At 73.3% G+C, this 22,310-nt stretch carries 21 protein-coding genes; 8 read left to right on the top strand and 13 right to left on the bottom strand.

What is annotated here, in order from left to right:
- Nucleotides 1-63 precede the first annotated feature (63 nt).
- A complete protein-coding gene (locus tag HDA43_RS21425; RefSeq protein ID WP_218912345.1) occupies nt 64-1,236 on the top strand; it encodes a hypothetical protein in 1,173 nt (390 codons plus the stop codon).
- Between the two features lie 107 nt (nt 1,237-1,343).
- On the opposite strand, the gene HDA43_RS21420 is transcribed toward HDA43_RS21425, so the two are convergent.
- From HDA43_RS21420 to HDA43_RS21385, 8 genes are all read right to left on the bottom strand, one after another.
- The gene (locus HDA43_RS21420; protein WP_179824483.1) at nt 1,344-2,456 is read right to left on the bottom strand and encodes an ADP-ribosylglycohydrolase family protein; all 1,113 of its coding nucleotides are present in this window, start codon (nt 2,454-2,456) and stop codon (nt 1,344-1,346) included.
- A gap of 155 nt (nt 2,457-2,611) precedes the next feature.
- Entirely contained in the window at nt 2,612-3,889 is a 1,278-nt protein-coding gene (locus HDA43_RS21415) for an NAD(P)/FAD-dependent oxidoreductase (RefSeq protein ID WP_179824481.1), read from the bottom strand.
- Nucleotides 3,886-5,361 (bottom strand): NAD(P)/FAD-dependent oxidoreductase, encoded by a 1,476-nt coding sequence (locus HDA43_RS21410; protein WP_312873479.1) that lies wholly within the window; start codon nt 5,359-5,361, stop codon nt 3,886-3,888. Before HDA43_RS21410 ends, HDA43_RS21415 begins: the two co-directional genes overlap by 4 nt.
- Complete coding sequence (locus HDA43_RS21405) at nt 5,358-6,791, bottom strand: FGGY family carbohydrate kinase (protein ID WP_179824478.1); 1,434 nt, start codon at nt 6,789-6,791, stop codon at nt 5,358-5,360. Before HDA43_RS21405 ends, HDA43_RS21410 begins: the two co-directional genes overlap by 4 nt.
- The gene (locus HDA43_RS21400) at nt 6,788-8,350 is read right to left on the bottom strand and encodes an amino acid permease (protein ID WP_179824476.1); all 1,563 of its coding nucleotides are present in this window, start codon (nt 8,348-8,350) and stop codon (nt 6,788-6,790) included. Before HDA43_RS21400 ends, HDA43_RS21405 begins: the two co-directional genes overlap by 4 nt.
- Nucleotides 8,351-8,452: 102 nt before the next feature.
- A complete protein-coding gene (locus HDA43_RS21395; RefSeq protein ID WP_179824474.1) occupies nt 8,453-9,220 on the bottom strand; it encodes a DeoR/GlpR family DNA-binding transcription regulator in 768 nt (255 codons plus the stop codon).
- Nucleotides 9,221-9,506: 286 nt separating this feature from the next.
- The gene (locus HDA43_RS21390; RefSeq protein ID WP_179824472.1) at nt 9,507-9,686 is read right to left on the bottom strand and encodes a YegP family protein; all 180 of its coding nucleotides are present in this window, start codon (nt 9,684-9,686) and stop codon (nt 9,507-9,509) included.
- A 305-nt stretch (nt 9,687-9,991) separates the two neighbouring features.
- Complete coding sequence (locus HDA43_RS21385; RefSeq protein WP_179824470.1) at nt 9,992-10,828, bottom strand: NAD(P)H-binding protein; 837 nt, start codon at nt 10,826-10,828, stop codon at nt 9,992-9,994.
- A 213-nt stretch (nt 10,829-11,041) separates the two neighbouring features.
- Here HDA43_RS21385 and HDA43_RS21380 point away from each other — a divergent pair, with 213 nt between their 5' ends.
- On the top strand, nt 11,042-11,497 hold the full coding sequence (locus tag HDA43_RS21380) for a MarR family winged helix-turn-helix transcriptional regulator (protein WP_179824468.1): 456 nt from the start codon (nt 11,042-11,044) through the stop codon (nt 11,495-11,497).
- A gap of 165 nt (nt 11,498-11,662) precedes the next feature.
- On the opposite strand, the gene HDA43_RS21375 is transcribed toward HDA43_RS21380, so the two are convergent.
- A complete protein-coding gene (locus HDA43_RS21375) occupies nt 11,663-12,469 on the bottom strand; it encodes a GNAT family N-acetyltransferase (RefSeq protein WP_179824466.1) in 807 nt (268 codons plus the stop codon).
- Between the two features lie 109 nt (nt 12,470-12,578).
- Here HDA43_RS21375 and HDA43_RS21370 point away from each other — a divergent pair, with 109 nt between their 5' ends.
- Nucleotides 12,579-13,076, top strand: a complete 498-nt coding sequence (locus HDA43_RS21370) for a metallophosphoesterase family protein (protein ID WP_179824464.1) — start codon at nt 12,579-12,581, stop codon at nt 13,074-13,076.
- A gap of 89 nt (nt 13,077-13,165) precedes the next feature.
- Here the strand turns inward: HDA43_RS21370 and HDA43_RS21365 are convergent, their stop codons facing one another.
- A complete protein-coding gene (locus tag HDA43_RS21365; protein WP_428837508.1) occupies nt 13,166-13,969 on the bottom strand; it encodes a helix-turn-helix domain-containing protein in 804 nt (267 codons plus the stop codon).
- 205 nt (nt 13,970-14,174) lie between these two features.
- Here HDA43_RS21365 and HDA43_RS21360 point away from each other — a divergent pair, with 205 nt between their 5' ends.
- On the top strand, nt 14,175-14,453 hold the full coding sequence (locus HDA43_RS21360; protein ID WP_246424476.1) for a type II toxin-antitoxin system Phd/YefM family antitoxin: 279 nt from the start codon (nt 14,175-14,177) through the stop codon (nt 14,451-14,453).
- Nucleotides 14,450-14,725 (top strand): type II toxin-antitoxin system RelE family toxin, encoded by a 276-nt coding sequence (locus tag HDA43_RS21355; RefSeq protein ID WP_179824458.1) that lies wholly within the window; start codon nt 14,450-14,452, stop codon nt 14,723-14,725. Before HDA43_RS21360 ends, HDA43_RS21355 begins: the two co-directional genes overlap by 4 nt.
- Nucleotides 14,726-14,751: 26 nt before the next feature.
- Here the strand turns inward: HDA43_RS21355 and HDA43_RS21350 are convergent, their stop codons facing one another.
- The gene (locus HDA43_RS21350) at nt 14,752-15,627 is read right to left on the bottom strand and encodes an AEC family transporter (RefSeq protein ID WP_179824457.1); all 876 of its coding nucleotides are present in this window, start codon (nt 15,625-15,627) and stop codon (nt 14,752-14,754) included.
- Nucleotides 15,628-15,789: 162 nt separating this feature from the next.
- On the opposite strand from HDA43_RS21350, the gene HDA43_RS21345 reads away from it, so the two are divergent.
- The gene (locus HDA43_RS21345; protein ID WP_179824455.1) at nt 15,790-16,986 is read left to right on the top strand and encodes a serpin family protein; all 1,197 of its coding nucleotides are present in this window, start codon (nt 15,790-15,792) and stop codon (nt 16,984-16,986) included.
- A 12-nt stretch (nt 16,987-16,998) separates the two neighbouring features.
- Here HDA43_RS21345 and secA2 read toward each other — a convergent pair whose 3' ends face one another.
- A complete protein-coding gene (gene secA2 / locus HDA43_RS21340; RefSeq protein ID WP_376770517.1) occupies nt 16,999-19,209 on the bottom strand; it encodes an accessory Sec system translocase SecA2 in 2,211 nt (736 codons plus the stop codon).
- Between the two features lie 277 nt (nt 19,210-19,486).
- Nucleotides 19,487-19,840, bottom strand: a complete 354-nt coding sequence (locus HDA43_RS21335) for a hypothetical protein (protein ID WP_179824451.1) — start codon at nt 19,838-19,840, stop codon at nt 19,487-19,489.
- 247 nt (nt 19,841-20,087) lie between these two features.
- Here HDA43_RS21335 and HDA43_RS21330 point away from each other — a divergent pair, with 247 nt between their 5' ends.
- Together HDA43_RS21330 and HDA43_RS21325 are read left to right on the top strand one after the other, a co-directional pair.
- Entirely contained in the window at nt 20,088-21,248 is a 1,161-nt protein-coding gene (locus HDA43_RS21330) for a lactate 2-monooxygenase (protein WP_179824449.1), read from the top strand.
- Nucleotides 21,249-21,394: 146 nt separating this feature from the next.
- Nucleotides 21,395-22,186 (top strand): class II aldolase/adducin family protein, encoded by a 792-nt coding sequence (locus HDA43_RS21325; RefSeq protein ID WP_179824447.1) that lies wholly within the window; start codon nt 21,395-21,397, stop codon nt 22,184-22,186.
- Nucleotides 22,187-22,310: the final 124 nt, after the last annotated feature.

Below are 22,310 nucleotides of genomic sequence, written 5' to 3'. Positions count from 1 at the left end.
CTGCCCGGCCGGAGGGGTCCCTGTGACGGCCCGGATTCATCATGCTCGGCCGGAGGAGCCGCTGTGACGGTGCGCGCGATCTATCCCGCCCGGCGTGCCGTGGAGCACGCCGTCACCGTGCCCGGGGTCCGGCCGGTGCGTCTCTTCGCGGTCCTGTGGCCGCTGTGGGAGGTGGAGATCACCGCGAGCGTCTACGACGAGCAGGCGTACGAGGTCGTCGACCGCTTCCTGGCCCGCGCGCTCGCCGAGGGCGGCGTCGGCACCCGGGGCGGGCTGGCCGCGCTCTTCGGCCTGGACCCCTCGCTGGTGGACCGGTGCCTCGCCTTCCTCACGGCGATCGGGCATCTCACCGTGACCCCCGGCGGCGAGGTCCGGCTGACCGAGCTGGGCCTGCGGTCCGTGCGGACGGGCGTGCGGTACGTCCCGAAGGAGAGCAGGCAGAAGCTGCTGATCGAGCGCTTCACCGGCAGGCCGCTGCCCCGGCGGTACCACCGCGGGTCGCTCACCGTGCTGCCCGCCCCGCACGTCCCGGAGGAGATGCTGGCGGACCGCACCCGGTTCCTCCCGCTGTACGCGCCGACGGCGTTCCGCCACCAGCTGGTGGAGGCCCTCGCCGCCCGCCCCGACCGGGCCGACTACAACCTCCCGGCCCAGCTTCGGGAGATCAGGGGCGTCGCCGTGCGGGACGCCTACCTGCCCGCCTACCTGATCGAGACGGACCGTCGCGACCTGCTCGCCTACACCGACGCCGGCGCGGGACGCGATGACCTGATCGAGAACGTCTGCCGGGACGTCCCCGCGCTGCACGCGATGATCGCCGCCGAGGCCCGCGCGGACCCGCGCGAGCTGTGGACCGGGTGGCTCGCCGACCGGAAGCTCGGCCCCGGCCGCCTCCAGGAACTGCCGAACGGCGTCTGGCGGGTCGTGCTGACCCCGGCCGCGTTCGGCGGCCCCCCGAAGCTGCCGCCGAGCCAGGTGGGCTCGTTCCAGCTGCGCGGGCACCATTTCCTGCAGCTGTGGTGCGACGACCCGGGGCTGCGGCGCCGTGCCGTACTGGAGAGGGCCCTCGGCATGGCGCGCCTGCACGAGGTCCGCACCCGGGCCGACCTGCTCGGCAGAGCGGCCACGCTGGCCGCCCGGCTCGAGGTCGCCGCGCCGACGCTCACCGAGCTGCGCGACCACGCCACGAGCGAGCGCATGCACGACCACCTCCTCCACCTCGACATGCTGGAGTGACCTTCCGGCGCGGGTGGCGGGGGCCGGGCGGATCCCGCGGGTCAGGCGCCGGGGCATCCGGTGCGCGGGTTTACGGCGACCCCGTCGCCGAGCCGGGCGGCGAACGGTCAGGCGCCGGGGCGTCCGGTGCGCGGGTCCACAGCGGCCTGGTCGCCGAACCGGGCGGCGAAGTCGTCGGCGAGTCCCGTGACGGTGTCGCGGCCCTCCAGGCCGGCGAGCCAGTCGGCGGGGAGCGCGGCCTCGCCGTGCAGGGCGCCCAGGAGGTTGCCGCAGACGGCGCCGGTCGAGTCGCTGTCGCCGGAATGGTTGACCGCGAGCAGCAGCGCCCGCCGCAGGTCACCGGGCTCCGGATGGGACAGCGCGCAGTAGACCGCGATGGCCAGCGCCTCCTCGGCGACCCACGCTCCGCCGAGCGACTCGACCTTCTCCGGGTTCGGATCGCCCTCGGCCGCCAGGGACACGGCGGCGCGCAGCGCCCGGGTGGTCTCCTCGTGGGCCGGGTAGGCCGCCAGCAGGTCCATCGCCTGCCGTACGGCGGGCACGAGCGGTTCCCCGGCCACCACGAAGTGGACGGCGGCGGCGAAGGCCCCGGCGGCGAGATAACCGGTGGGGTGGCCGTGGGTGAGCCGGGCGCACGCGGCGGCCGGCTCGAAGGCGTGCCGGGGACTCGGCGCGTGCAGGCCGAAGGGGGCCGAGCGCATGACCGTCCCGCAGCCCTTGGAGTCGGGGTTGACCGGTCCGGGCTCGCCGGAGAACGTGAGGCCGTGGCCGTCCGGCCCGGACCCGCCGGAGAGCGGCGCGGACCGGCCCTGGCGCAGGCCGGACAGGCAGGCGTTGCCGGGGGCGCGCCGGGAGTAGAGCCAGGTCTGCTCGCGCAGCGCGCCGGTGCGGAACGCGGCGCCGTCCGCCGGGGGCGGGGCGGGGTGCGACTGGGTGTCCAGCCAGCGCAGGTAGGCGTGGTGGACGGCGGTGACGTCACCCCCGCGGAGCAGCCCCTCCACGGTGAACAGCGTCATCTGCGTGTCGTCGGTGATCAGGCCGGTCCTGCCGCGTGAGTCGGGGACGAACCCGGTCACGCCCGCGGGGCCGTACCGGTGGCGGATCACGCCGATCGAATCGAACTCGACGGGGGCGCCCAGCGCGTCGCCGAGCGCGCCGCCCAGCAGGCAGCCGCGCACCCGGTCGCGGTACTCCGGTGGGCCGCCGGGGGAACGAGGCATGATCACACTCCTTCGTCTCCGGTGGAGGCTACCGCGCCGAGGCCGGAGGCCGTCTCCGGGGCGGCCGACGTCCCCCGGTGGGCGGGTCCGGGGCGGCCGACGTCCCCGGTGGGCCGGGTCGCGGGGAGTTCCGGCCCACCGGGGGACGCTCGCCGTCAGTCCTCCACGCCGATGCTCACCGGTCCGCCCCGGGGGTTCACCGAGGCCAGCATGATCGACGGGACGCGGAACACCCGGCCCGGGGACGCCGGCCACCACAGCCGTTTCCGGGCGACGACCTTCCCGTCCTGCCGGAGGACGACCCGGGGGAACGGGATGAACCGGTCGCTCCACAGCAGCAGGCGGCGGCGGGCCGGGGCGGGGTCGCCGCGGCGGATGACCTCCGGTGTCACCCATCGGAAGGGCGCCTCGGCGACGAGGCGCACCTGCCCGTCCGGCGTGCTCCCGCCGTTCAGCCAGGCGAGGACGGAGCGGGCGGCGCGGGCGCCGTCGATCGCCGCGATGTCGGCGGTGTCGACCGGGTGGAGCAGGTTGCCCACGGCGAACACGCCGGGCCGGTCCGTCCGGAACGCGCTGTCGACCAGCGGGCCCTTCGTGCCCGGGTCGAGGGTGATCCCGGCGGCGCGGGCGAGCTCGTGGTCGGGGATCCAGTCGCCGGTGAGGACGAGGGTGTCGCACTCGACGATCCGCCGCGCGCCGGTGTCGAGGTTCTCGATCTCGACCGCCCGGAGGTCCGGCTTGCCGATGATCCTCGACACCCGGGTGCGGGTGGCGATCCGGGGCCGGAAGAAGGCCCGGCCGCCGATGTTGAACAGGGCGTAGGAGTCGGGCCGGGGATACTCGGTGGTCATCAGCACGGTCGCGCAGCCCGCCTCGCGCAGGGTCAGCGCGGCCGACCAGCTCACCAGCTCCGCGCCGGCGATGACGGCCCTCCTGCCGACCTTGCCGTGCTGCAGGTGGACGATGTTCTGCAGGTGGCCGGTGGTGTAGACGCCGCGGCCGCGGTCCCCGGGGATGAGGCGGCCGGGACGCGGGCGCTCACGGGCGCCGGTGGCGAGGACGACGGCTCCCGCCTCGACCCGGAGACGGCCCTGCGGGGTGGTGACCTCCAGCGTGCGCTCACCGGCCCAGCCGGTCACGGTCGCGTTCGTACGGATCGTCGCGCCGGCGGCCCGGGCCTGCTCGACGAGCCGCCGGGCGTAGGCGGGGCCGCTCATGAAGCGCCGCATGTCCCTGATCCCGTAGCCGGGGTGGTCGCTGTGCCGGGGGATGCCGCCGGCGGCGCTCTCCCGGTCCAGGACGAGGACCTCGCCCCTGACCCGCGGCGCCAGCTCGCGGGCGGCGCTCAGCCCGGACGGTCCCGCGCCGACGATGACGACGGCCGGGGTGAGGGTGGTGACGCCGGCGTTGTCCGGCGTGGTGTCGGTGCTCATCGGCGGGCCTCCGGCGAGCGGCGTTCCCCGCCGTGCTCGCGATTCTCATGGGGGACGCAGGCGCCCCGGCTTTCCAGCAGCCTCCCGACCTCGGCGCCGCAGAAGAAACCCTGGCAGCGCCCGTTCATCGCCCTGGTACGGCGGCGCAGCCCTTCCAGCCCGGCCGGGGGGATCGGCGAGCGGAAGGCGTCGCGGATCTCCCCGGCGGTGACCCGCTCGCAGAAGCAGACCACCCTGCCGTAGGCGGGGTCGGCGGCGATCCGGGCGGCGTCCTGGTAGGGCCGCGGGAACGCCTCCCCGAGGTTGGGCATGCGGGGCGGCTCCGGCAGGTCCTCGCGCGGCACCAGCTCCAGGCCGGCCTCCCCGGCGAGCCCGGCGACGTACTCGGCGATCGCGATGCCGGCGGTGAGGCCGGTCGAGCGGATCCCGCCGGCGAGGACGTAGCGCCGGCGCGCGTCGGCGTCGATGACGTAGTCGGAGTGGTCGCTGGCCGCGCGCAGGCCCGCGTAGGTCGCCGTCACCTCCTCCTCCAGCAGTTCCGGCATGAGCTTGCGCCCCTTTTCGAGCAGGAAGGCGATGCCCTTCTCCGAGGTGCCGGTGTCGGTGCGGTCGGTGAGGTCCTCGGCGGTGGGGCCGAGCAGGACGTTGCCGTAGACGGTCGGGCTGATCAGCACGCCCTTGCCGCGCGAGGTGGGCACCGGGAGGATGATCTTGTCGGCCAGCGGGCGGGCGAGCTTGTCGTAGACCAGCAGCTCGCCGCGGCGGGGCGTGACCGTGAAGCGGTCGTGGCCGAACATCCGGTCGATGACGTCGGAGCCGAGACCGGCGGCGTTGACGACCCAGCGGGTGGTCACGTCCCCGCCGGTGGTGCGCAGCACGGTCGTCCCGCCGCGCTCCTCGACCGCCTCGACCCTGCGGTTCAGCAGCAGCGTCACGCCGCGCCGCACGGCGTCGGTGGCCAGGGCCAGGTTGGTGGTCCAGGTGCAGATGACGGACTCGTCGGGGACGGTCAGGCCGCCCAGCGCGCCCTCCCCGAGGTGGGGGACCTGCCGGTACACCTCGGCGGGGCCGATGATCTCCGTACGGTCGTAGCCGTTCCGCTCGGCCTTCTCCTTCAGGCCGGGCAGGGCCTCCAGCTCCTCGTCGGTCCAGGCCACCAGCAGGGCGCCGGTGCGTTCGATCGGGATGCCGGTCCGCTCGGCGTAGTCGGACAGCAGGTGGTAGCCCTCGCGCACCAGGCGGGACTCCAGCGTGCCGGGTTTCGCGTCGAAGCCGGTGTGCAGGATGGCGGTGTTCGCCTTGCTCGTGCCGTCGCCGACGTCGTCGCGCGCGTCCAGCAGCGCGACGCTCAGCTCGTGGCCGGCCAGCTTCCGGGCGATGGCGGAGCCGACGATGCCCGCGCCGATCACCACCACGTCGAACGTGGCTGAGGCGTCACCGTTCGCGGTCCTGTTCCTGTCTGTGGTGCTCACTGGTTCCCCTCCCGCGCCAGGACGCCGGCCACCGCGTTCTCCCAGCGGGAGCGGAAGCCGGCCGCCCGGTCGGCGGACCATCGAGGTTCGTATGTCATGGCGGGTTCCCACGCCGGCACCGCCTCCCGGAGGGGGAGTGAGGGGTTCAGTGCGGCGCGGGCCAGCGCCACCGCGCCCAGCGGCGTGGCGTGCTGGGACGGGTAGACGCCGATCGGGAGCTGCGTCAGGTCGGCGACCGCCTGCATGAGGACCCGGCTCCGGGTGAGCCCGCCGTCCACGCACAGGGCGGTCAGCGGACGGCCGAGGTCGGCGGCGACGAGGTCGCCGAGCCCGGCGACCTGCGCCGCGATGCCCTGCAGTACGGCCAGCACGAGGTGCCGCGGGCCGGTGGAGAGCGTCATCCCGGTGAACGCGGCCCTGGCGTCGGGACGCCACCAGGGGGCGGCCAGTCCGGCCAGCGCCGGGACGAACATGACCCCCTCGGCGTCGTCGGCGGCGACCGCGTCGAGGTCGGCGGCGTCGCGGACGAGGCCGAGGTCCTGGATCCACCGTACGGCGGAGGCGGCCGTGTAGACCTGTCCGTCGAGGCAGTAGGAGGTCTCGCCCCTGGCCCGCCAGGCGACGGAGGCGGCCAGTCCCGCCGTGGAGCGGGCGGCCGAGGTGCCGGTGTTGGCCAGCAGGAACGCCCCGGTGCCGAAGGTGCACTTGGCCTGCCCGGCCGTCAGGCAGTTCTGGGCGAGCAGCGCCGCCTGCTGGTCGACCACGAGCCCGGCGACGGGGACGTTCCCGCCGAAGGCGGTGGTGTGGCCGACCACCTCGTCGCAGGAGGCGATGCGCGGCAGCCGCTCCCCGCCGAGCCCGAACAGGTCGAGCAGCCCGGCGTCCCATTCGGCGTCGTCGAGCCGGGTGACCAGCGACCGGCTGGCGGTGGCGGCGTCGGTGACGAACTCCCCGGTCAGGTGGTGGACGAGCCAGGAGTCGGAGGTGGTGACGACCCCCTCCGCGGTCACGTTCCGGCGCAGCCACGCCATCTTCGGCGCGGAGAAGTACGGGTCCAGGACCAGCCCGGTGACCTCCGCGATCCGGCCGGCGTGCCCGGCCAGCTCCGCGCAGAGGCCCTCCGAGCGGCGGTCCTGCCACACGATGGCGGGAGAGAGGGGTTCACCGGTGGCGGGGTCCCACGCCAGGACGGTCTCGCCCTGGTTCGCCAGCGTGACGGCGTCGATGGGGACGCCCGCCTGCTCGACGGCCCGGCGTCCGGCGTCGAGGACGGAGTCGAGCAGTTCCCGGGGGTCCTGCTCGACCCCGCCGCCGGGCAGGTAGGCGGGCCGGACGGGCAGCTCGGCGAGGCCGAGCACCGTGTCGTCGCCGTCGACGACGACCGCCTTGGTGCCGGAGGTGCCCTGGTCGATGGCCAGTACGGTCGTCATCGTTCCCGGCTCCGGCTCACGTCGGCCGTGCCGGTGTGCCCGGCCGCTCCGGCGTCGGCGTCCAGCTCCGCGTCGATGGAGCGCATCGTCGGCATCGCCAGGCCCGCCGCCCCGCCCCGGGAGAACAGGAGGTAGCCGAGGTAGAGGGCGCCCAGGACGAGCATGATCAGAATGTAGGTCCACGGGGCGGCGAACGAGGCGTCCCGGAACAGCAGGAGCTCGAACACGAGCCAGACCAGCGCCACGACGATCACCGGGGTCTCCCACCGCCCCAGGGCGAACCCCTTGCTCGGCGGCAGCGTCCTGCGCTTGACCACGTACAGCACGACGGTCGCGGTGTAGATGATCGCGGGCAGCAGGGTGGCGGCGGCGAACAGGTCGAACAGCGCGTCGGTCCGGGTGGAGAAGATCGCCAGGATGAGCTGGCCGATGACGCACATGAGCACGGTGGCGTTCAGCGGTGTGCCGAACCGCGGCGAGACCTTCCGCCAGGCCTGCCAGCCGGGGAACCTCTCGTCACGGGACATCGCCCACACCAGGCGCACCCCGGTCATGAGGATCACCATGCCGCAGGCGAAGATCGCGACGACCACCAGCACGAGCAGGGCCGTGCCCACGACCGGGCCGAGCACCCGGGTGATCACGTCGGCGATCGGCGTCGCCGACTTGGCCAGCTCGACCGGGTCGCCGGCGAGCAGGGTCACCGCGATGAGGAACAGGAAGCCGAGCACGCCGGAGGCGAGGACCGCCTGCCACATCGCGCGGGGGACGACCCGCGCCGGGTCCTTCGTCTCCTCCGCGAGGTTGGCCGCCGACTCGAAACCGACGATCGTGAACGCGCCGAGCAGGAAGCCCAGCATCCACGGGCCCGCCGAGGTGAGGGTCCCGAAGTGGAGGTAGCCCTCGGACGGGACGGCGCCGGTGCTGAACAGGTTCGCGAAGTCGACCTCGCGGGCGACGAACCCCACGCCGAGCAGCAGCAGGACGAGGGCGACCATGCCGATTAGCTCCGCCGTCACCGCGAAGTTGTTGACCCGCTCGGTCCACTTCGTGGAGAACGCCACCAGGACGGCCTGGGCCAGGATGACCACCCCGGTGATCACCCACGCGTTCAGCGACGTTCCCTCGTACCGGAGCAGCACGGGCAGGACGGTGGAGGCGATGGTGTAGTCGACCGCCACGACGACGATCGCCAGGAAGGTGAACGAGATCCAGCCGATGATCCAGCCGAGCACGGGGTTCGCCAGCCGGGACGTCCACTGGTAGGAGTAGCCGGTCACCGGGATGCGGGCGGCCAGGGAGCCGAAGATGAACGCGACGGCGAGCTGCCCGACGATCACGAGCGGCCAGGTCCAGATGCCGGCCGGTCCTGAGCTGTTCAGCACCGAGCCGTAGGTGGTGAAGATGCCGGTGGCGATCGAGACGAAGGCGAACGCCACCGCGAACGAGGCGAAACGGCCGGTTCCGCGCTTCATCGCCTGCTGGTAACCGAACTCCTCGACGCCTCCGGCGGTCGCCTGATCACCGGACGGGGGTGGGGATGGTGAATACTGGGACATGGATCCTCGACCTCTGTGTTTCCTGTGAGATGGCGCATTGTGAGGGGTCCGAGCCGGGTGGCGTTGCCGCGCCGCCCGGCCCTCGAATCATCGGGAGACGTCTCAGGGCAGCGCTATCACCCCGCCCGCGCGGGTGACGGCGTCCCGGACGCTCGGCGGCGGCTCCGCCTCCGTGATGAGACCGGTGAACTCCTCCACGCCCGCGACCCGGTGGCGGGCGATCCGGCCGAACTTGCCGGAGTCGGCCAGCACGTACGACCGGGCCGCGTTCCTCAGGATGATCCTGCGGACCGCGATCTCGTCCAGGTAGTAGTCGGTCAGGCCCACCGCGGCGTCGATGCCGCCGGACCCGAGGAAGGCGAGGTCCGGGTTCAGGTCGTCGAAGAACGCCTGGGCGACCGGCCCCGACAGGGCGAGGTCTCCTTTGCGGAGCCTACCTCCGCAGACGAGGATCTCGACCCCCGGCCGCTCGGCGAGCTCCGCCGCGACCAGCAGGGAGCACGTGGCGACGGTGCCGGAGAAGTCCATCGGCAGGGCGCGGGCCACCTCGACGGCGGTGGTCCCCACGTCTATCACGATCGTCTGGCCGGGCCGCGTGAGCGCGGCGGCGGCGTGCCCGATGCGCCGCTTCGCCTCCGCGGCGGTCACCGACCGCTCGGCGAACGGCGCCTCCTCACCGGCGGGCCGCCCGAGCGCGATCGTCGCGCCTCCATGGACGCGCGCCAGCTTTCCCTGGCGTTCGAGGAGCACCAGGTCGCGGCGGATCGTCTCCGCGGACACGGCGAGCTCGCGGGCGAGGTCCTCCGTGCTGACCACGCGGGAGGTCCGCAGCGCCTCGCCGATCCGCGAGTGCCGCTCAGCGGGCAGCATGCGTGCCCGCTTCTGTGGACTTCTGTGGGCTCATGAGGGCGAGTATGTGTCCATGTGGATTACGCCGTCAACAGGGTGAGCCACGGCACCCGGACTTTTTACTCAAATCTTGACCAAACCGCCCGAAAGGTCGACGGCCTGCTCAGGGAAGCGACCCGGGCTCGTCGACCGCTCCCGCCGCGACCTCCGCGGAGAAAGGCGGGAAGGCGTGATCACGCGGCGGAACCGCGAACGGCCCCGGACCCGGGCGTCACCGCCCGGGTCCGGGGCCGCTCGAGGAGGAGAGTCAGTTCTCGGTCTGGTCGTCGACGGGGGAGGCGGCGTTGGTGCGGACCGACTCGATGCCCTTCATCGCGCCGGCCTTGGTCTTGTAGGACTCGCTGGTGGCGATGATCTCGCCGTTCCCGGCGACCAGGTTGAAGCGGAAACCGGCGGAGGTCTTCTTCAGGACGTAACGCGCTGCCATGGCGGCTCCTTTCCCTGTGTCATGCCCTGCGGGCTTTCCGCCCGGCAACTTCCCCCTTCGACATTCGCTATGCGGATAAATGGATTTTTATGGTGGTTTCGGCGATCACTGGAAATCGGTCGCTCCGGTCCCGGCCCGCCTGACCGGGCTGAGACCAGGCCGTACGGCCGGCCCGTCAGGCGGGCTCGTCGGGCGGGCTCGTCGGGCGGGCTCGTCGGGCGGGCTCGTCGGGCGGGCTCGTCGGGCGGGCTCGTCGGGCGGGCTCGTCGGGCCGGTTCGTCGGGCGGGCTCGTCAGGGGGGTCCGTCAGGCCGGGGCGCCGCGGAAGTCGCCGGCGTGGAGCGCGGCCCACTCCTCGTAGGTGTGCGCCGGCCGCCCGGTGACCTCCGCCACGGTCGGCAGCACCTCCGCCTCCCGGCCCACCGCCGCGGCGAGCGCGTCGAGCAGGAAGTCGGCCCCCGGGGCGGGCATGTGCCGGACGAGCTGCTCCCTGGCCTCCTCCCTCGGCTGCTCCTCGAACCGCAGCGGCCGGCCGATCGCCTCGCCGATGATCCGTACCCGCTCGGCCTGGGTCAGCGACTGCGGTCCGGTGAGCACATGCGACCGGCCGGCGTGCTCGTCGAGCAGGGAACGGACCGCGACCGCGGCGATGTCGCGCTCGTCGATCGGCGCCATGGCCGCGTTCCCGTACGGCGTGCGCACCACGTCGCCGTGCCGGATCTGCGGGGCCCAGTTCAGGTCGTTGGTCATGAACGCGCCCGGCCGGACGAACGTCCACGCCAGGCCGGAGTCCTGCACCGCCCGCTCACACGCGATGTGCTGCTCGCCGATCCAGCCCGGCTCGGGGAACACCACCGCGTAGGAGGACAGCAGCACCACGTGCCGCAGCCCGGACTCCGCGCCGATCCGCAGGAAGTCGCCGAGCGAGCCGAACACCGGGAAGAGGAACGCCCTGTCGACGCCGCGCAGCGCGGCCGGCAGCGTCTCGGGGCGGGTCAGGTCGCCCGGCAGCACCTCGACGTCCTCCGGCAGCCCGGCGCGGGCCGGGTCACGGGTGATCGCGCGAACCTTCTCGCCCGCGTCGAGGAGCTGCCGCACGACGTTGCGGCCGACGTTTCCGGTCGCGCCGGTTACCAGGATCATGTTCCGCTCTCCTTCGGATGAGGTGCCGTGTCGACGGGAGTGTTCCCCGGGCGGCCCGGCGTCGTGAGCCGGACGGGGGCCGCGCCTCGACGGCCGTGGCCATGGGCCACTTCACGGGTCACTTCACGGGAATCGAACGTTGGCATGGCCAACGTTCATATGATCAACGGTAGCAGCGATTGGCGAAGCCAACAATTTTGTTAGGCTGGCCGTATGGAGACGACGGCCGCCGAGACCGCCCCCGCCCGGCTGCGGAACACCCCGAGCTGGCTCATCTCACACGTCGCGACGCACACGAGCCGCCTCGTGTGGGGGGCGTTCGACGCCGCGGGCGCCCGGCGCTACCACTACGCCCTGCTCTCCGCACTGGAGGAGTTCGGTCCCGCGAGCCAGGCGGCACTGAGCCGCCGCTGCGGCATCGACCGCAGCTACGTCGTCGCGGCCGTCAACGAGCTCGTCGAGGCGGGCTCCGTCGAACGGGCCCCCGACCTCGCCGACCGCAGGCGCAACGTCATCACGCTCACCCCGGCGGGGGCCGAGCGGCTGCGGCACTTCGACGAGGTGCTCGCCGGGGTCCAGGACGAGCTGCTCGCCCCGCTGTCCTCGGGCGAGCGCACCCAGCTCGCCGACCTGCTCCGCCGCGTCCTGGACCACCACTCCGGCCGCTGAGGACCCGAGGACGCTACGGGACCCGGCGGACGCCCCGGGTGCCGCCACCCGGGTCGTACGGTGTCCGGGCCGGGGCGGGAACGGAGAGCCGAGCCGACGCGCTCACGGTCCGTAGTCGTACGGTGTCCGGGCCGGGGGCGGGAACGGGCAGCCGAGCCGGCGCGCTCAGGGCCCGTACATGTACGGGGTCGTGACGGTCAGCGGGACGAAGCCGAGGCGGCGCAGGATCGGGCGGCTCTGGTCGGAGGCGTCGACCTGGAGATACCGGTAGCCGCGCTCGGCGGCGACGCGGGCCCGGTGGGCGACCAGCGCCCGGTAGACGCCCCGGCCCCGCCAGGAGGGCACGGTGCCGCCGCCCCACAGGCTCGCGAACCCGGTGCCCGGGTGCAGCTCCATGCGGGCCGCGCTCACCGGCAGGTCCCCGGCCATCGCGACGACCATGACGGTCGTCTCCGGGCTCCCGGCGAGCCGGTCGAGCAGCCACCGCCGCATCCCGGGATCGCTCCGGCCGAACGCCAGATCGTGGGCCTCCACCATGAGGTCCACGTCACCGGGGCCGGTCACCGGGCGCAGCCGTACGCCCTCGGGAAGCCCGCCGTCGGCGGGCAGGCCGCCGATCTCGGCGACCATCACCGTCTCCGCGGGCTCGGCGGCGAACCCGGCGGCCCGCAGCCGCTCACCGAGGCCGGCGGGCCGGTCGTGGCCGTACAGCTTCCATTCGAAGCCGTGTCCCAGCGATCCGAAGAACAGCGTCTGGGCCGCGATCGCCGCGTCGGCCGTGGTCTCGTCGAGGTCCGTCCACAGGACGCCGTTCCAGCCGCCGTCGCCGCCGACCTGGCGGACCACGACGCCGGTCCGCCCGCTCGGGGGCCCGGGGACCTCCACGCGCTCGATCCGGGCTCCCGGGGCGTCGGCCCGCGCCTCCCGCCGCATCCGCCGGTCGAACAGGGCGAGCATCTCGTCAGCGTCCATCGGGCCATCCCAGCACCCGCCGGACGGGCGTGTCACCCGGATTTCCGCCGTGCCGCAGGCATATGGGAACTCCGGACATACGGCCGGCCGCGACGGGGAGGATGGGGGGATGAAGGTCGTGGTCCTGTCCGACACGCACGCGCCGCGGCGGTGGAGGTCGTGCCCGCCGCGGGTGGCCGAGCACCTGCGTGACGCCGACCTGATCCTGCACGCCGGGGACGTCTGCGTCCCGGAGGTGCTGGAGGAACTGACCGGCTACGCACCGGTGCGCGCGGTCAAGGGAAACAACGACGGGCCGGACGTGGTGGCGCCCGAGACCCTGGAGCTCGACCTCGACGGGCTGCGCGTGGCGATGATCCACGACAGCGGGGCGGCGAAGGGCCGCCTGGCCCGGATGCGGCGCCGGTTCCCCGCCGCCGACCTGGTCGTCTTCGGTCACTCCCACATCCCGCTCGACGAGAGCGGCGACGAGGACCAGGGCGGCCTGCGGATCTTCAACCCCGGCTCTCCGACCGACCGGCGCCGCCAGCCGTACGGCACCGTCGGGTTGCTGCGCATCGAGAACGGCACGCTGACCGAGGCGCGGATCGTCCCGGTCACCGGCTGAGCGACCCGGTCACCAGGTCCGGTCCGGACCCGGGCCCGGCCACGCCGGGCCGGGTTCCGCCGTACGGGGCCGGCCCGCCGTACGGGCCGTCAGTCGGGGTGGTGCTGGTGTTGCAGGTAGGCGGCGGTCTCGGGGTTGGCCGGGAAGTACGCCTCGATGGCCAGCTCGGCGACGGTGATGTCCAGCGGGGTGCCGAAGGTGGCCATCGTGCTGAAGAAGACGAGTTCGCGGTAGCCGCGGCGCAACCGCAGGGGGACCACGATGTCACCGGGGCCGGGTCGTTCGATCTCCGGCTCGGGCTGGTCGCAGGGGTAGTCGTCGAGCTCCCGCCAGAGCGCGGCCAGGTCGGGGTCGGCGGTGAGGCTCATCTGACGGCGCAGCCGGTGCAGCAGGTGGGCCCGCCACTCGCCGAGGTTGATGATCCGCTGGGCCATCCCCTTGGGGTGCAGGCTCAGCCGCAGCACGTTGACCGGCGGGTCGAGCAGCTCCGGCGCGACGCCGCGCAGCAGCACGCCGGTGGCGGCGTTGCGGTCCACGAGGTTCCACCGCTGGTCCACGACCACCGCCGGGTACGGCTCGTGGCCGTGCAGCACCTGGCCGAGCGCCTCCCGAACCGAGGCCATGTGCGGCGAGCTGAGCGGCGTCTCGGAGTAGACCGGCGCGAAGCCCCCGGCGAGCAGGAGGTGGTTGCGCTCGCGCAGCGGGAGGTCCAGCTCCTCGGCCAGCCGCAGGATCATGTCGCGGCTCGGCTTGGACCGCCCGGTCTCCACGAAGCTCAGGTGCCGGGTGGAGATGTCGGCCTGCAGTGCGAGGTCCATCTGGCTCATCCGTCGGCGTTCCCGCCACTGGCGCAGCAGCTCGCCGACCGGCCGGGACGCGCTGGCGGTGGTCACGATCACCACCATAGCCACAGCCCCGTCGGCGGAACCATCGTCACGAGGGTAATCGTGACCATGAAGTCACCGACGCACCCCGGCGGTCCCGAACGGCTCTCACGGGGCGCTTCTCCGACGCCGCCTCCTCAAGCCCCGGGCATCTCGGACCGCTGGAGCCGGCGGTGTCGCCCATCCCCGAAGGACTTTGACTATAATTATGTACATGACGGTTCTTCCTCTGGCTGACGCTCGTGCGAGGCTGTCCGGCATCGTCGAGTCCGCCGTCAGCACGCATGAGCGATTCGAGATCACTCGTAACGGCGTGCCCGCTGCCGTGCTACTGGCCGCCGACGAGTACGAGACGATGCGTGAGATGATCGACATCCTCGCTTCGACGGAGGTGGTGGAGGCCATCCGCGAAGGGCTTGCCGACCTGGAAGCGGGATGTATCCACTCCCAAGCCGACGTGGAAGCGGAGCTGCGCCGGATCGGCCGCTTGTGAGCGACCGGTACGAGCTTCGCCTCACCCGTCGCGCCAGACAGGACCTCACCGAGCACCTGCCCGCGAAGGTCGTGCCCGCTGTCTGGGAGTTCATCACCGGGCCGCTGCTGGACAACCCCCACCGCGTGGGTAAGCCGCTCGATGAGCCGCTGGCTCCTCAATGGTCGGCTCGTCGAGGGGAATACCGGGTTCTGTACCTGATCGATGACGGCCGGGTCATCGTTCAGGTGGTCACCGTTCAGCATCGGGGAGACGCCTACCGGCCGCGTTAGGTGACCGGTCCGAGCGGTGGATGAGATCAGGCGGCCGCGGTGAGGACGATGGCGGCGAGGGTGAGGGGGGACAGGACGCTGGAGACGAGGATGGCGTCGCGCGGCAGGTCGGCGGCGCGGCCGTACTCGACGGCGTAGACGTAGGTGTTCTGCGCGGTGGGCAGCCCCGCGAACAGGACGGCCGCGAAGAGCGCGTGGCCGTCGAGGTGGAGGAGGAACCGCCCGGCGAGGAAGGCCACGAGCGGCTGGGCGAGCAGCTTGAGCGCCACCACCGGGAGGGTCCCCCGCCAGGCGACGGCCGAGCCGTTCAGCGACATGCCGAGCGAGAAGAGCGCCAGTGGCACGGCGGCCCCGCCGAGGATCTCCAGGGGTTTCGTCACGAGTTCGGGCGGGTGCCAGCCGAGGGCGGACACGCCCAGCCCGAGGAGCGAGGCCACCACGATGGGCGTGCGCAGCGGCGCCAGCGGGGACGGGCGTTCCGAGCCGAGGCCGAGGAAGATCAGCGGCGAGACCAGCGCGACCTGGAAGACCATGACCGACACCACGAACGTCGCGTCGTGCAGGACGTACAGGCCGACCGGGATGCCGAGGTTGCCGGAGTTGACGTAGGCCGACGACATCGCGGCCACCACCCGGTCCGGCAGCTTGCCCCGTCGCAGCGCGAGCGCGGCCAGGCCGACGGCGAAGGTGCTGACGGCGAAGGCGAGCAGCGGGAGCGGCTGGATCCGGTCCAGCGGCGTACGGCTCAGCGTGCCGAACAGCACGGCCGGCATCGCCAGGGTGAACGCGAACCGGGTGAGCGTCCGCTGGAACTCCTCACCCGCCCACCCGGACCGGGCGGCCAGCCAGCCGAGAGCGCCGATGAGCCAGATGGGGGCGAACGCCGAGATCACCGCCTGCACCGCCCCACCGTACTGATCCCCGTTCTCCGGACCCGACGGCGGGGAAGGCGAAAGGGCCGGCGGTGTGCCACGGGTGAGGTCGTGGTGTCGGAGGGCATTGCCCGATATGGGAGGTGGTGAGATGATCGCGCCTTCCGACGGACTCTCACCCCGGAGGTGGGCATGGTGCTCGGCGGATCGCAGGGGGAACTCGTCGCGGCGGTGAACGCGCTGACCGCGCGCTGGGCCGCGGCCTGTTCCGGGGAGTCGTCCACCGTGCTGGCGGGGGCGGGCGTCTGGCCGCTGCTGGCGTACCTCGCCTCGGCCGCCGACGGGCCGGGGCGCGAGGAACTGGAGCGGGCCGTCGGGGTGGACGCCGCCGGTGCGGCCCGGGCGGCCGGGGAGGTCCTGGCGATCCTGGACGGCTCGCCGGCCGTCCACGCGGCGCTCGGGCTGTGGACAGGGCGGGGGCTGCCGCTGCGGCCGTCGTGGACCGCCGCGCTGCCGGAGCACCTGCGCGGCGAGCTGACCGGCGTCCCGGAGGACGACCGGGCCGCGCTGGACGCCTGGGCCGCCGACCGGACCGGCGGGCTGATCCGGGCCCTGCCCGTGTCCGTGACCGGGGACACGCGCCTGGTGCTGGCCGGCGCGCTCACCGTCCGCACCGCCTGGCGCCACCCGTTCCTCGACGAGGGGGCCGAGCCCGCCGCCGGTCCGTGGGCCGGCCGGCGGGTCGCGGTGCTGCGCCGTACCACCCGGACGCCCGGACGGGTCCGGGTCGCCGGAACCCCGGCCGGGCCGCTGACCGCGCTCCGGGTCGAGGGGGACGGGGAGGTGGACGTGCACCTCCTCCTCGGCGAGGAGTCCCGTACGGCCGGCGAGATCCTCACCGCGGGCATCGGCGTCCTGACCGGGCGGCACCCCGCGGTGGACGGCGACGCCCTGGCGGAGGGGGACGCGGGGCCGGGCGTCACCGTCTCCAGCGAACGCTCCCACGAGCCGGGCGACCTGCTGGCCGTCACGGTGCCGCGGTTCACCGTCGCCTCCTCGCACGACCTGACGGCGCTGCCCGAGGTGTTCGGCCTGGCCGCGGTGACCGACACCGGCCGCGGCCACTTCCCCGGCATCGGCGACGAACCGCTCGCCGTCGGGCAGGCCAGGCAGGACGCGGTCGCGACGTTCTCCGCCACCGGGTTCGAGGCCGCGGCCGTCACCGCCTTCGGCATGGTCACGGCCGCGGCGGTGACGCGGCCCGCCCACCGGGTGAGGAGGGTCGAGGTCGATCTCACCCGGCCCTTCGGGTTCCTCGCCGTGGACCGGGCGAGCGGCCTCGTGCTGGCGGCCGGCTGGGTTGCCGAGCCGGAGGCGTGGAACCCGTAGGCGGCGCGGGGGTCAGCGGCGGCGGACCTTGGTGGTCAGGCGGTTGAGGATGCGCTCCCACTCGGTGCCGAAGGGGTTCTCCTGGACGAGGTAGGTCCAGGTCGCGGTGGGCCGCTTCAGGCCCGCGCCGTCGAGGTCGAGGCCGTCCGCGGTGATCTCGGCGGCCTCGAACGCCGCGATCGAGCGGGACTCCACCTCGGCCAGCATCCGCTCGTAGGCAGGCTTGGCCTCCTTGTTGAACTCCTCGATCGGGCTCAGCCGGCCCAGCGCGCGCAGGTGGATGCCCTCGCGCAGCTCGCCGAGGTAGGCCAGGTGGTCGGCCCAGCAGCGGTCGAGGTGGAACAGGACGATCTGCCGGGCGGCCTCGTCGAGCACGTCCTCGCCGACGCGCTCCGACAGCTCCGCCCACCGCTCCGGGGCGGCCCCGGAGAGGGCGTCGCTCGCCGAACGGCCGCGCAGCACCTTCTCGCGCAGCCCGAGGACCATGGCGCGGTGCTGTTCGAGCAGCCGGGTGTAGCGCCAGGTGTTGCGGTGGATCTCCATGTCCACGCCCTCGGCGACGCGCTGGGCGTGGCCCACCAGTTCGCGGTCGGGCACACCCCTGGCGTACTCGTCGGCCACGTAGTGGGTGATCAGGTCGTCCTCGCCGCTGACGAGGAAGACCGACCCGCCCGGGTCGCCCTGGCGGCCGGCGCGCCCGCGGAGCTGGTCGTCCAGGCGGCTGCTGGCGTGCCGGCCGGAGCCGATGACGTACAGCCCGCCGAGCTTCTCCACGCCCTCGCCGAGACGGATGTCGGTGCCGCGCCCGGCCATCTGGGTGGAGACGGTGATCGCGCCGCGCTCCCCGGCCCGGGCGATGATCGCCGCCTCCTCGGCGTCGTTCTTGGCGTTGAGGACCACGCAGTCCAGGCCTCGGCCGGCGAGGTTTCCGGCCAGCCGCTCGGACTCGGCGACGTCGAGGGTGCCGACCAGGATCGGCCGCCCGGTGGCGTGCACCTCGGCGATCTCGTCGACCAGGGCGTGGTCCCGCTCCATCGCGTACTCGAACAGCCGGTCCGGCTCGTCGATCCGCACGCACGGACGGTTCGGCGGGACCACGGCCACCCTGAGGTCGTAGAACTCCCGGAGCTGGTCGCCGACCGCGACGGCGGTGCCGGTCATGCCGCACCGCTGGGGGTAGCGGGTGATCAGCCCCTGGACGGTGATGGAGTCGAGGACCTCGCCGCTCTCGGACGGGGCGAGCGCCTCCTTGGCCTCGACCGCGGCCTGAAGGCCGTCCGGCCAGCGCTGGAGCATCGCCACCCGGCCCCGGGAGGGGTTGATCAGATGGACCCTGCCTTCGCGGACGATGTAGTCGACGTCCCTGGTCAGCAGCGCGTGGGCGTGCAGGGCGAGGTTGACCTCGGTGAGGGTGGCGGGGGTGTCGTACAGGTCGAGGCCGAGGGCCTCCTCGACGGTGTCGATGCCCCTGGACGTCAGGTGGACGTTGCGCTCCTGGTCGTCGATCTCGTAGTGGTAGCCCTTGACGAGCCGGCGGACCAGCGCCGCCGTCTCCGGCGCCGCGTCGCCCGGGTCGGCGGCCCCGGCCAGCACCAGCGGCACCCGGGCCTCGTCCACCAGTACGGAGTCGGCCTCGTCGACCAGCGCCACGTCCGGTTCGGGCACGACCAGGTCGGCCACGTCGGTGACGATCCGGTCGCGCAGCACGTCGAAGCCGATCTCGCTCACCGAGCCGTAGGTGACGTCCGCGGCGTAGGCGGCCCGGCGCTCGTCCGGGGTGGCGGACTCCGAGATCCAGCCGACCGACACGCCCACCGCCTCGTACAGCGGGCCCATCCACTCGGCGTCGCGCCGGGCGAGGTAGTCGTTGACGGAGATCACGTGGACGCGCTTGCCCTGCAGGGCGTATCCGGCGGCGGCCATCGCCCCGGACAGGGTCTTGCCCTCGCCGGTGGCCATCTCGGCGACGTTGCCCGACAGCATGGCGAGGGTGCCGACGAGCTGCACGTCGTACGGCCGCAGCCCCAGCGTTCGGCGGGCGGCCTCGCGCATGATCGCGCAGAACCCGGCCAGGTCGTCGGTGGAGGGCCGGGGCAGCTCGTCCGCCGCCCGCAGGCCGTCCTCGCGTTCCCCGGCCGCGGCGACGATCCGCTGGAAGGGTGCGAGGTCGATCGAGCCGGGACGCTCCAGGAATCGTCTGATGCGTGCGGTTATCGAGGCCACGTTCCCTCCAACGCCCGCTTCCGGGGCCATGGTTCCGGTGTCGCCTCACCGTACCCAGGGAACGGATCACGTGTCGTGGGGGGGAATGTGATGAATAGAGCTTTAGGCCGTCTCATCACCGAACGGAGCGGTCTTCCGAGCTCTGTCACGATCAGCGCGGCCGACGTCCACGGCGGTCCAGCCCCGAAGAGCCGGTCCGGGCACCCGCCTCGGGGCGGCGCGATCCGCGGGGGAGGGGCGGCCGCGGTGGCCGGTCCCTCCCCCGGGAAGGGGCCGGTTACCGGGGAGGACGCCTGCAGAAGCGGGCGTAGCCGTCGTCGTAGCCGTCCAGCCATCCCCTGTCGTAGTCGCTCATCCGGGTCATGCCGGGGGAGGCCATCGACCTCAGCGAGTTCGCGTAGGCCGACACGCAGTCCTGGCCGGCGGCGCGGTAGCCGTCCCGGTAGCCCCGCCAGTAGTCGTCCTGGGGCGGCCTGCGCGGCGCGACCGTGGGCTGCGCCGCGCTCTGCGCGGTGTCCGCCGTGCCCGCCGGGGTCGGCGCGGCCGAGGCCGCCGAGACCGAGACCGCCCCGACGGCGAGGGCGGCGAGAAGCGCCGCGCCGAGCGCCGTCAGTTCTCTCTTGCCGTACATGGGTTCCTCCCCGTGATCGAACCGCGGGCGGAGATCGCCCGGCGGTCGTATTCGGCGACCACGGTAGGAAAGCGAAGGTCCGGAGCGAGGGACCGAATCGCCCGCTTTCCGGTTCTTGAAGCAGCTTTAGCGAAGCCGGTCTCCCGGTTCCCCACTGGCGGAGGGTCATGGGTCCGCGGTGAGCACGGAGGGTCGTGGACCCGCGGTGAATATGGACATTTCCCTCTATGCGGGACAGGCTTGACCCGTGAACTTCTCTGACTACCAGTACGAGATCTACCTGAACGGACTGGCCGGACAGCTCCCGCCGTACTCGACCGACGTCGGCAGACTCGAACAGGCCGTCAGGGAGAAGCTCGACCCCGGCCCCTACTGGTACGTCGCCGGTTCGGCCGGCACCGGGGCGACCGACCGGGCCAACCGCGAGGCGTTCGACCGGTGGCGCATCGTGCCCCGGATGCTGTGCGACGCCTCGGGCAGGGACCTGCGCACCGAGCTGTTCGGCAGGACCTACCCCGCCCCCGTCGCGCTCGCCCCGGTGGGCGTGCAGTCGATCGTCCACCCGGACGGCGAGCTAGCGACCGCCAGGGCGGCGGCGGCCCTCGGCGTCCCCGCGATCCTGAGCACCGCCTCCTCCCACACGCTGGAGGAGGTGGCCGAGGCCGCCGGTCCCGAAGGCCCGCGGTGGTTCCAGCTCTACTGGCCGCACGACGACGAGGTCACGCTCAGCCTGCTCGACCGGGCGGCCGGGAACGGCTACGACACCCTGGTCGTCACCCTGGACACCTGGACCCTGGCCTGGCGGCCCAACGACCTCGACCAGGCGTACCTGCCGTTCCTGCGCGGCACCGGCCTGGCCATCCCGCTGTCGGACCCGGTCTTCCGCTCCCGGCTGGCGCGCCCGGTGGAGGAGGACCTGAACGCGGCGATCATGCAGTGGGCGCCGATGTTCAACGGCCGCTCCCACACCTGGGACCGCCTGCCGCTGCTGCGCGACAACTGGGACGGTCCGATCGTCCTTAAGGGCATCCAGCACGTCGACGACGCCCTGCGCGCCGCCGACGCCGGGATGGACGGGATCGTCGTCTCCAACCACGGCGGCCGGCAGATCGACGGCGCCGTGGCGGCGCTGGACACCCTCCCCGGCATCGCCGCCGCCGTGGGCGACCGGCTCACCGTGCTGTTCGACTCCGGGATCCGCACCGGCGCCGACATCTTCAAGGCCCTGTCCCTCGGGGCGCGCGCCGTGCTGCTGGGCAGGCCGTACGTCTGGGGGCTGGCCGCCGGCGGCGAGGACGGCGTGCGCCACGTGGTGCGGAGCCTGCTCGCCGAGCTCGACCTCACGCTCGGGCTCGCGGGACACCGCTCACCCGCCGGCCTGGACCCGTCCGTCCTGTCGACCCGGTGACCCGTCGCGGCCGAGGCCCCGCACTCCGGGCCCCGCGCCCTGGGCGCCGGGCTCCGGCCGGTCCGCTCCGGTGGCCCTGTGACCACCCTCCTGTGATCCCCTCCGCCCGTTCCCATCCATCCCGACCCGTCCGCACTGGAGGCACGATGAGCCTGTCCGATCTCAAGCCGGTCCCCGCCGACCAGCTCACCTTCCGGCTGCCGCAGAAGTTCGAGAACGTGGCCGACGAGCGCCGCCACCGCCAGGAGCGCCTGGTGGCGGCGCTGCGGCTGTTCGGCCGGTTCGGCTTCGAGGAGGGCGTGGCCGGGCACATCACCGCCCGCGACCCCGAGCACACCGACCACTTCTGGGTGAACCCGTTCGGCATGTCGTTCAAGCGGATCAAGGTCAGCGACCTGATCCTCGTCAACCACGAGGGGCAGGTCGTCGAGGGCCGCTACCACGTCAACCAGGCCGCGTTCGCGATCCACGCGATGATCCACCAGGCCCGGCCGGACGCGGTCGCCGCCGCCCACAGCCACTCGGTGTACGGCAAGGCCCTGTCGTCGCTGGGCACGCTGCTGGAGCCGCTGACCCAGGACGCCTGCGCCTTCTACGAGGACATAAGCCTGTTCGACGACTACACCGGCGTGGTCCTGGAGACCGAGGAGGGCCGCCGCATCGCGGCGGCGCTGGGCTCTAACAAGGCGGTCATCCTGCGCAACCACGGCCTGCTCACGGTGGGCGACTCGGTGGACGCCGCGGCCTGGTGGTTCATCACCCTGGAGCGTTCGTGCCAGGCGCAGCTGCTGGCCAAGGCCGCCGGGCCGACCGTCCCGATCGAGCACGAGAACGCCAAGCTCACCCACGGGCAGATCGGCAACGACCTGGTCGGCTGGGTCAACTTCCAGCCCCTCTACGACCAGATCAGCGCGGCCGAGCCGGAGATGTTCGACTGACGCCGGGCTGGGCGGCTCCGAGGCGCGGTCCCCGCGTCCCCGCCGTCCGGTCCCGCGCCCGGTCGTGCGCGGTCCGGGACATCGGTCCCGGTGTGCGGTCCCGGTGTGCGGTCCCGGTGTGCGG

Source organism: Streptosporangium sandarakinum (assembly GCF_013409935.1).
Lineage (GTDB): Bacteria > Actinomycetota > Actinomycetes > Streptosporangiales > Streptosporangiaceae > Streptosporangium > Streptosporangium nondiastaticum.
This window is presented reverse-complemented; position numbering and strand designations above follow the sequence as displayed.

Bases quoted from the DNA above. Each gene is read 5' to 3' on its own strand.
- HDA43_RS21420 (WP_179824483.1), bottom strand. From the start codon at position 2,456: ATGCCTCGTTCCCCCGGCGGCCCACCGGAGTACCGCGACCGGGTGCGC.
- HDA43_RS21415 (WP_179824481.1), bottom strand. From the start codon at position 3,889: ATGAGCACCGACACCACGCCGGACAACGCCGGCGTCACCACCCTCACC.
- HDA43_RS21405 (WP_179824478.1), bottom strand. From the start codon at position 6,791: ATGACGACCGTACTGGCCATCGACCAGGGCACCTCCGGCACCAAGGCG.
- HDA43_RS21400 (WP_179824476.1), bottom strand. From the start codon at position 8,350: ATGTCCCAGTATTCACCATCCCCACCCCCGTCCGGTGATCAGGCGACC.
- HDA43_RS21395 (WP_179824474.1), bottom strand. From the start codon at position 9,220: ATGCTGCCCGCTGAGCGGCACTCGCGGATCGGCGAGGCGCTGCGGACC.
- HDA43_RS21390 (WP_179824472.1), bottom strand. From the start codon at position 9,686: ATGGCAGCGCGTTACGTCCTGAAGAAGACCTCCGCCGGTTTCCGCTTC.
- HDA43_RS21385 (WP_179824470.1), bottom strand. From the start codon at position 10,828: ATGATCCTGGTAACCGGCGCGACCGGAAACGTCGGCCGCAACGTCGTG.
- HDA43_RS21380 (WP_179824468.1), top strand. From the start codon at position 11,042: ATGGAGACGACGGCCGCCGAGACCGCCCCCGCCCGGCTGCGGAACACC.
- HDA43_RS21375 (WP_179824466.1), bottom strand. From the start codon at position 12,469: ATGGACGCTGACGAGATGCTCGCCCTGTTCGACCGGCGGATGCGGCGG.
- HDA43_RS21370 (WP_179824464.1), top strand. From the start codon at position 12,579: ATGAAGGTCGTGGTCCTGTCCGACACGCACGCGCCGCGGCGGTGGAGG.
- HDA43_RS21360 (WP_246424476.1), top strand. From the start codon at position 14,175: ATGACGGTTCTTCCTCTGGCTGACGCTCGTGCGAGGCTGTCCGGCATC.
- HDA43_RS21345 (WP_179824455.1), top strand. From the start codon at position 15,790: ATGGTGCTCGGCGGATCGCAGGGGGAACTCGTCGCGGCGGTGAACGCG.
- HDA43_RS21335 (WP_179824451.1), bottom strand. From the start codon at position 19,840: ATGTACGGCAAGAGAGAACTGACGGCGCTCGGCGCGGCGCTTCTCGCC.
- HDA43_RS21325 (WP_179824447.1), top strand. From the start codon at position 21,395: ATGAGCCTGTCCGATCTCAAGCCGGTCCCCGCCGACCAGCTCACCTTC.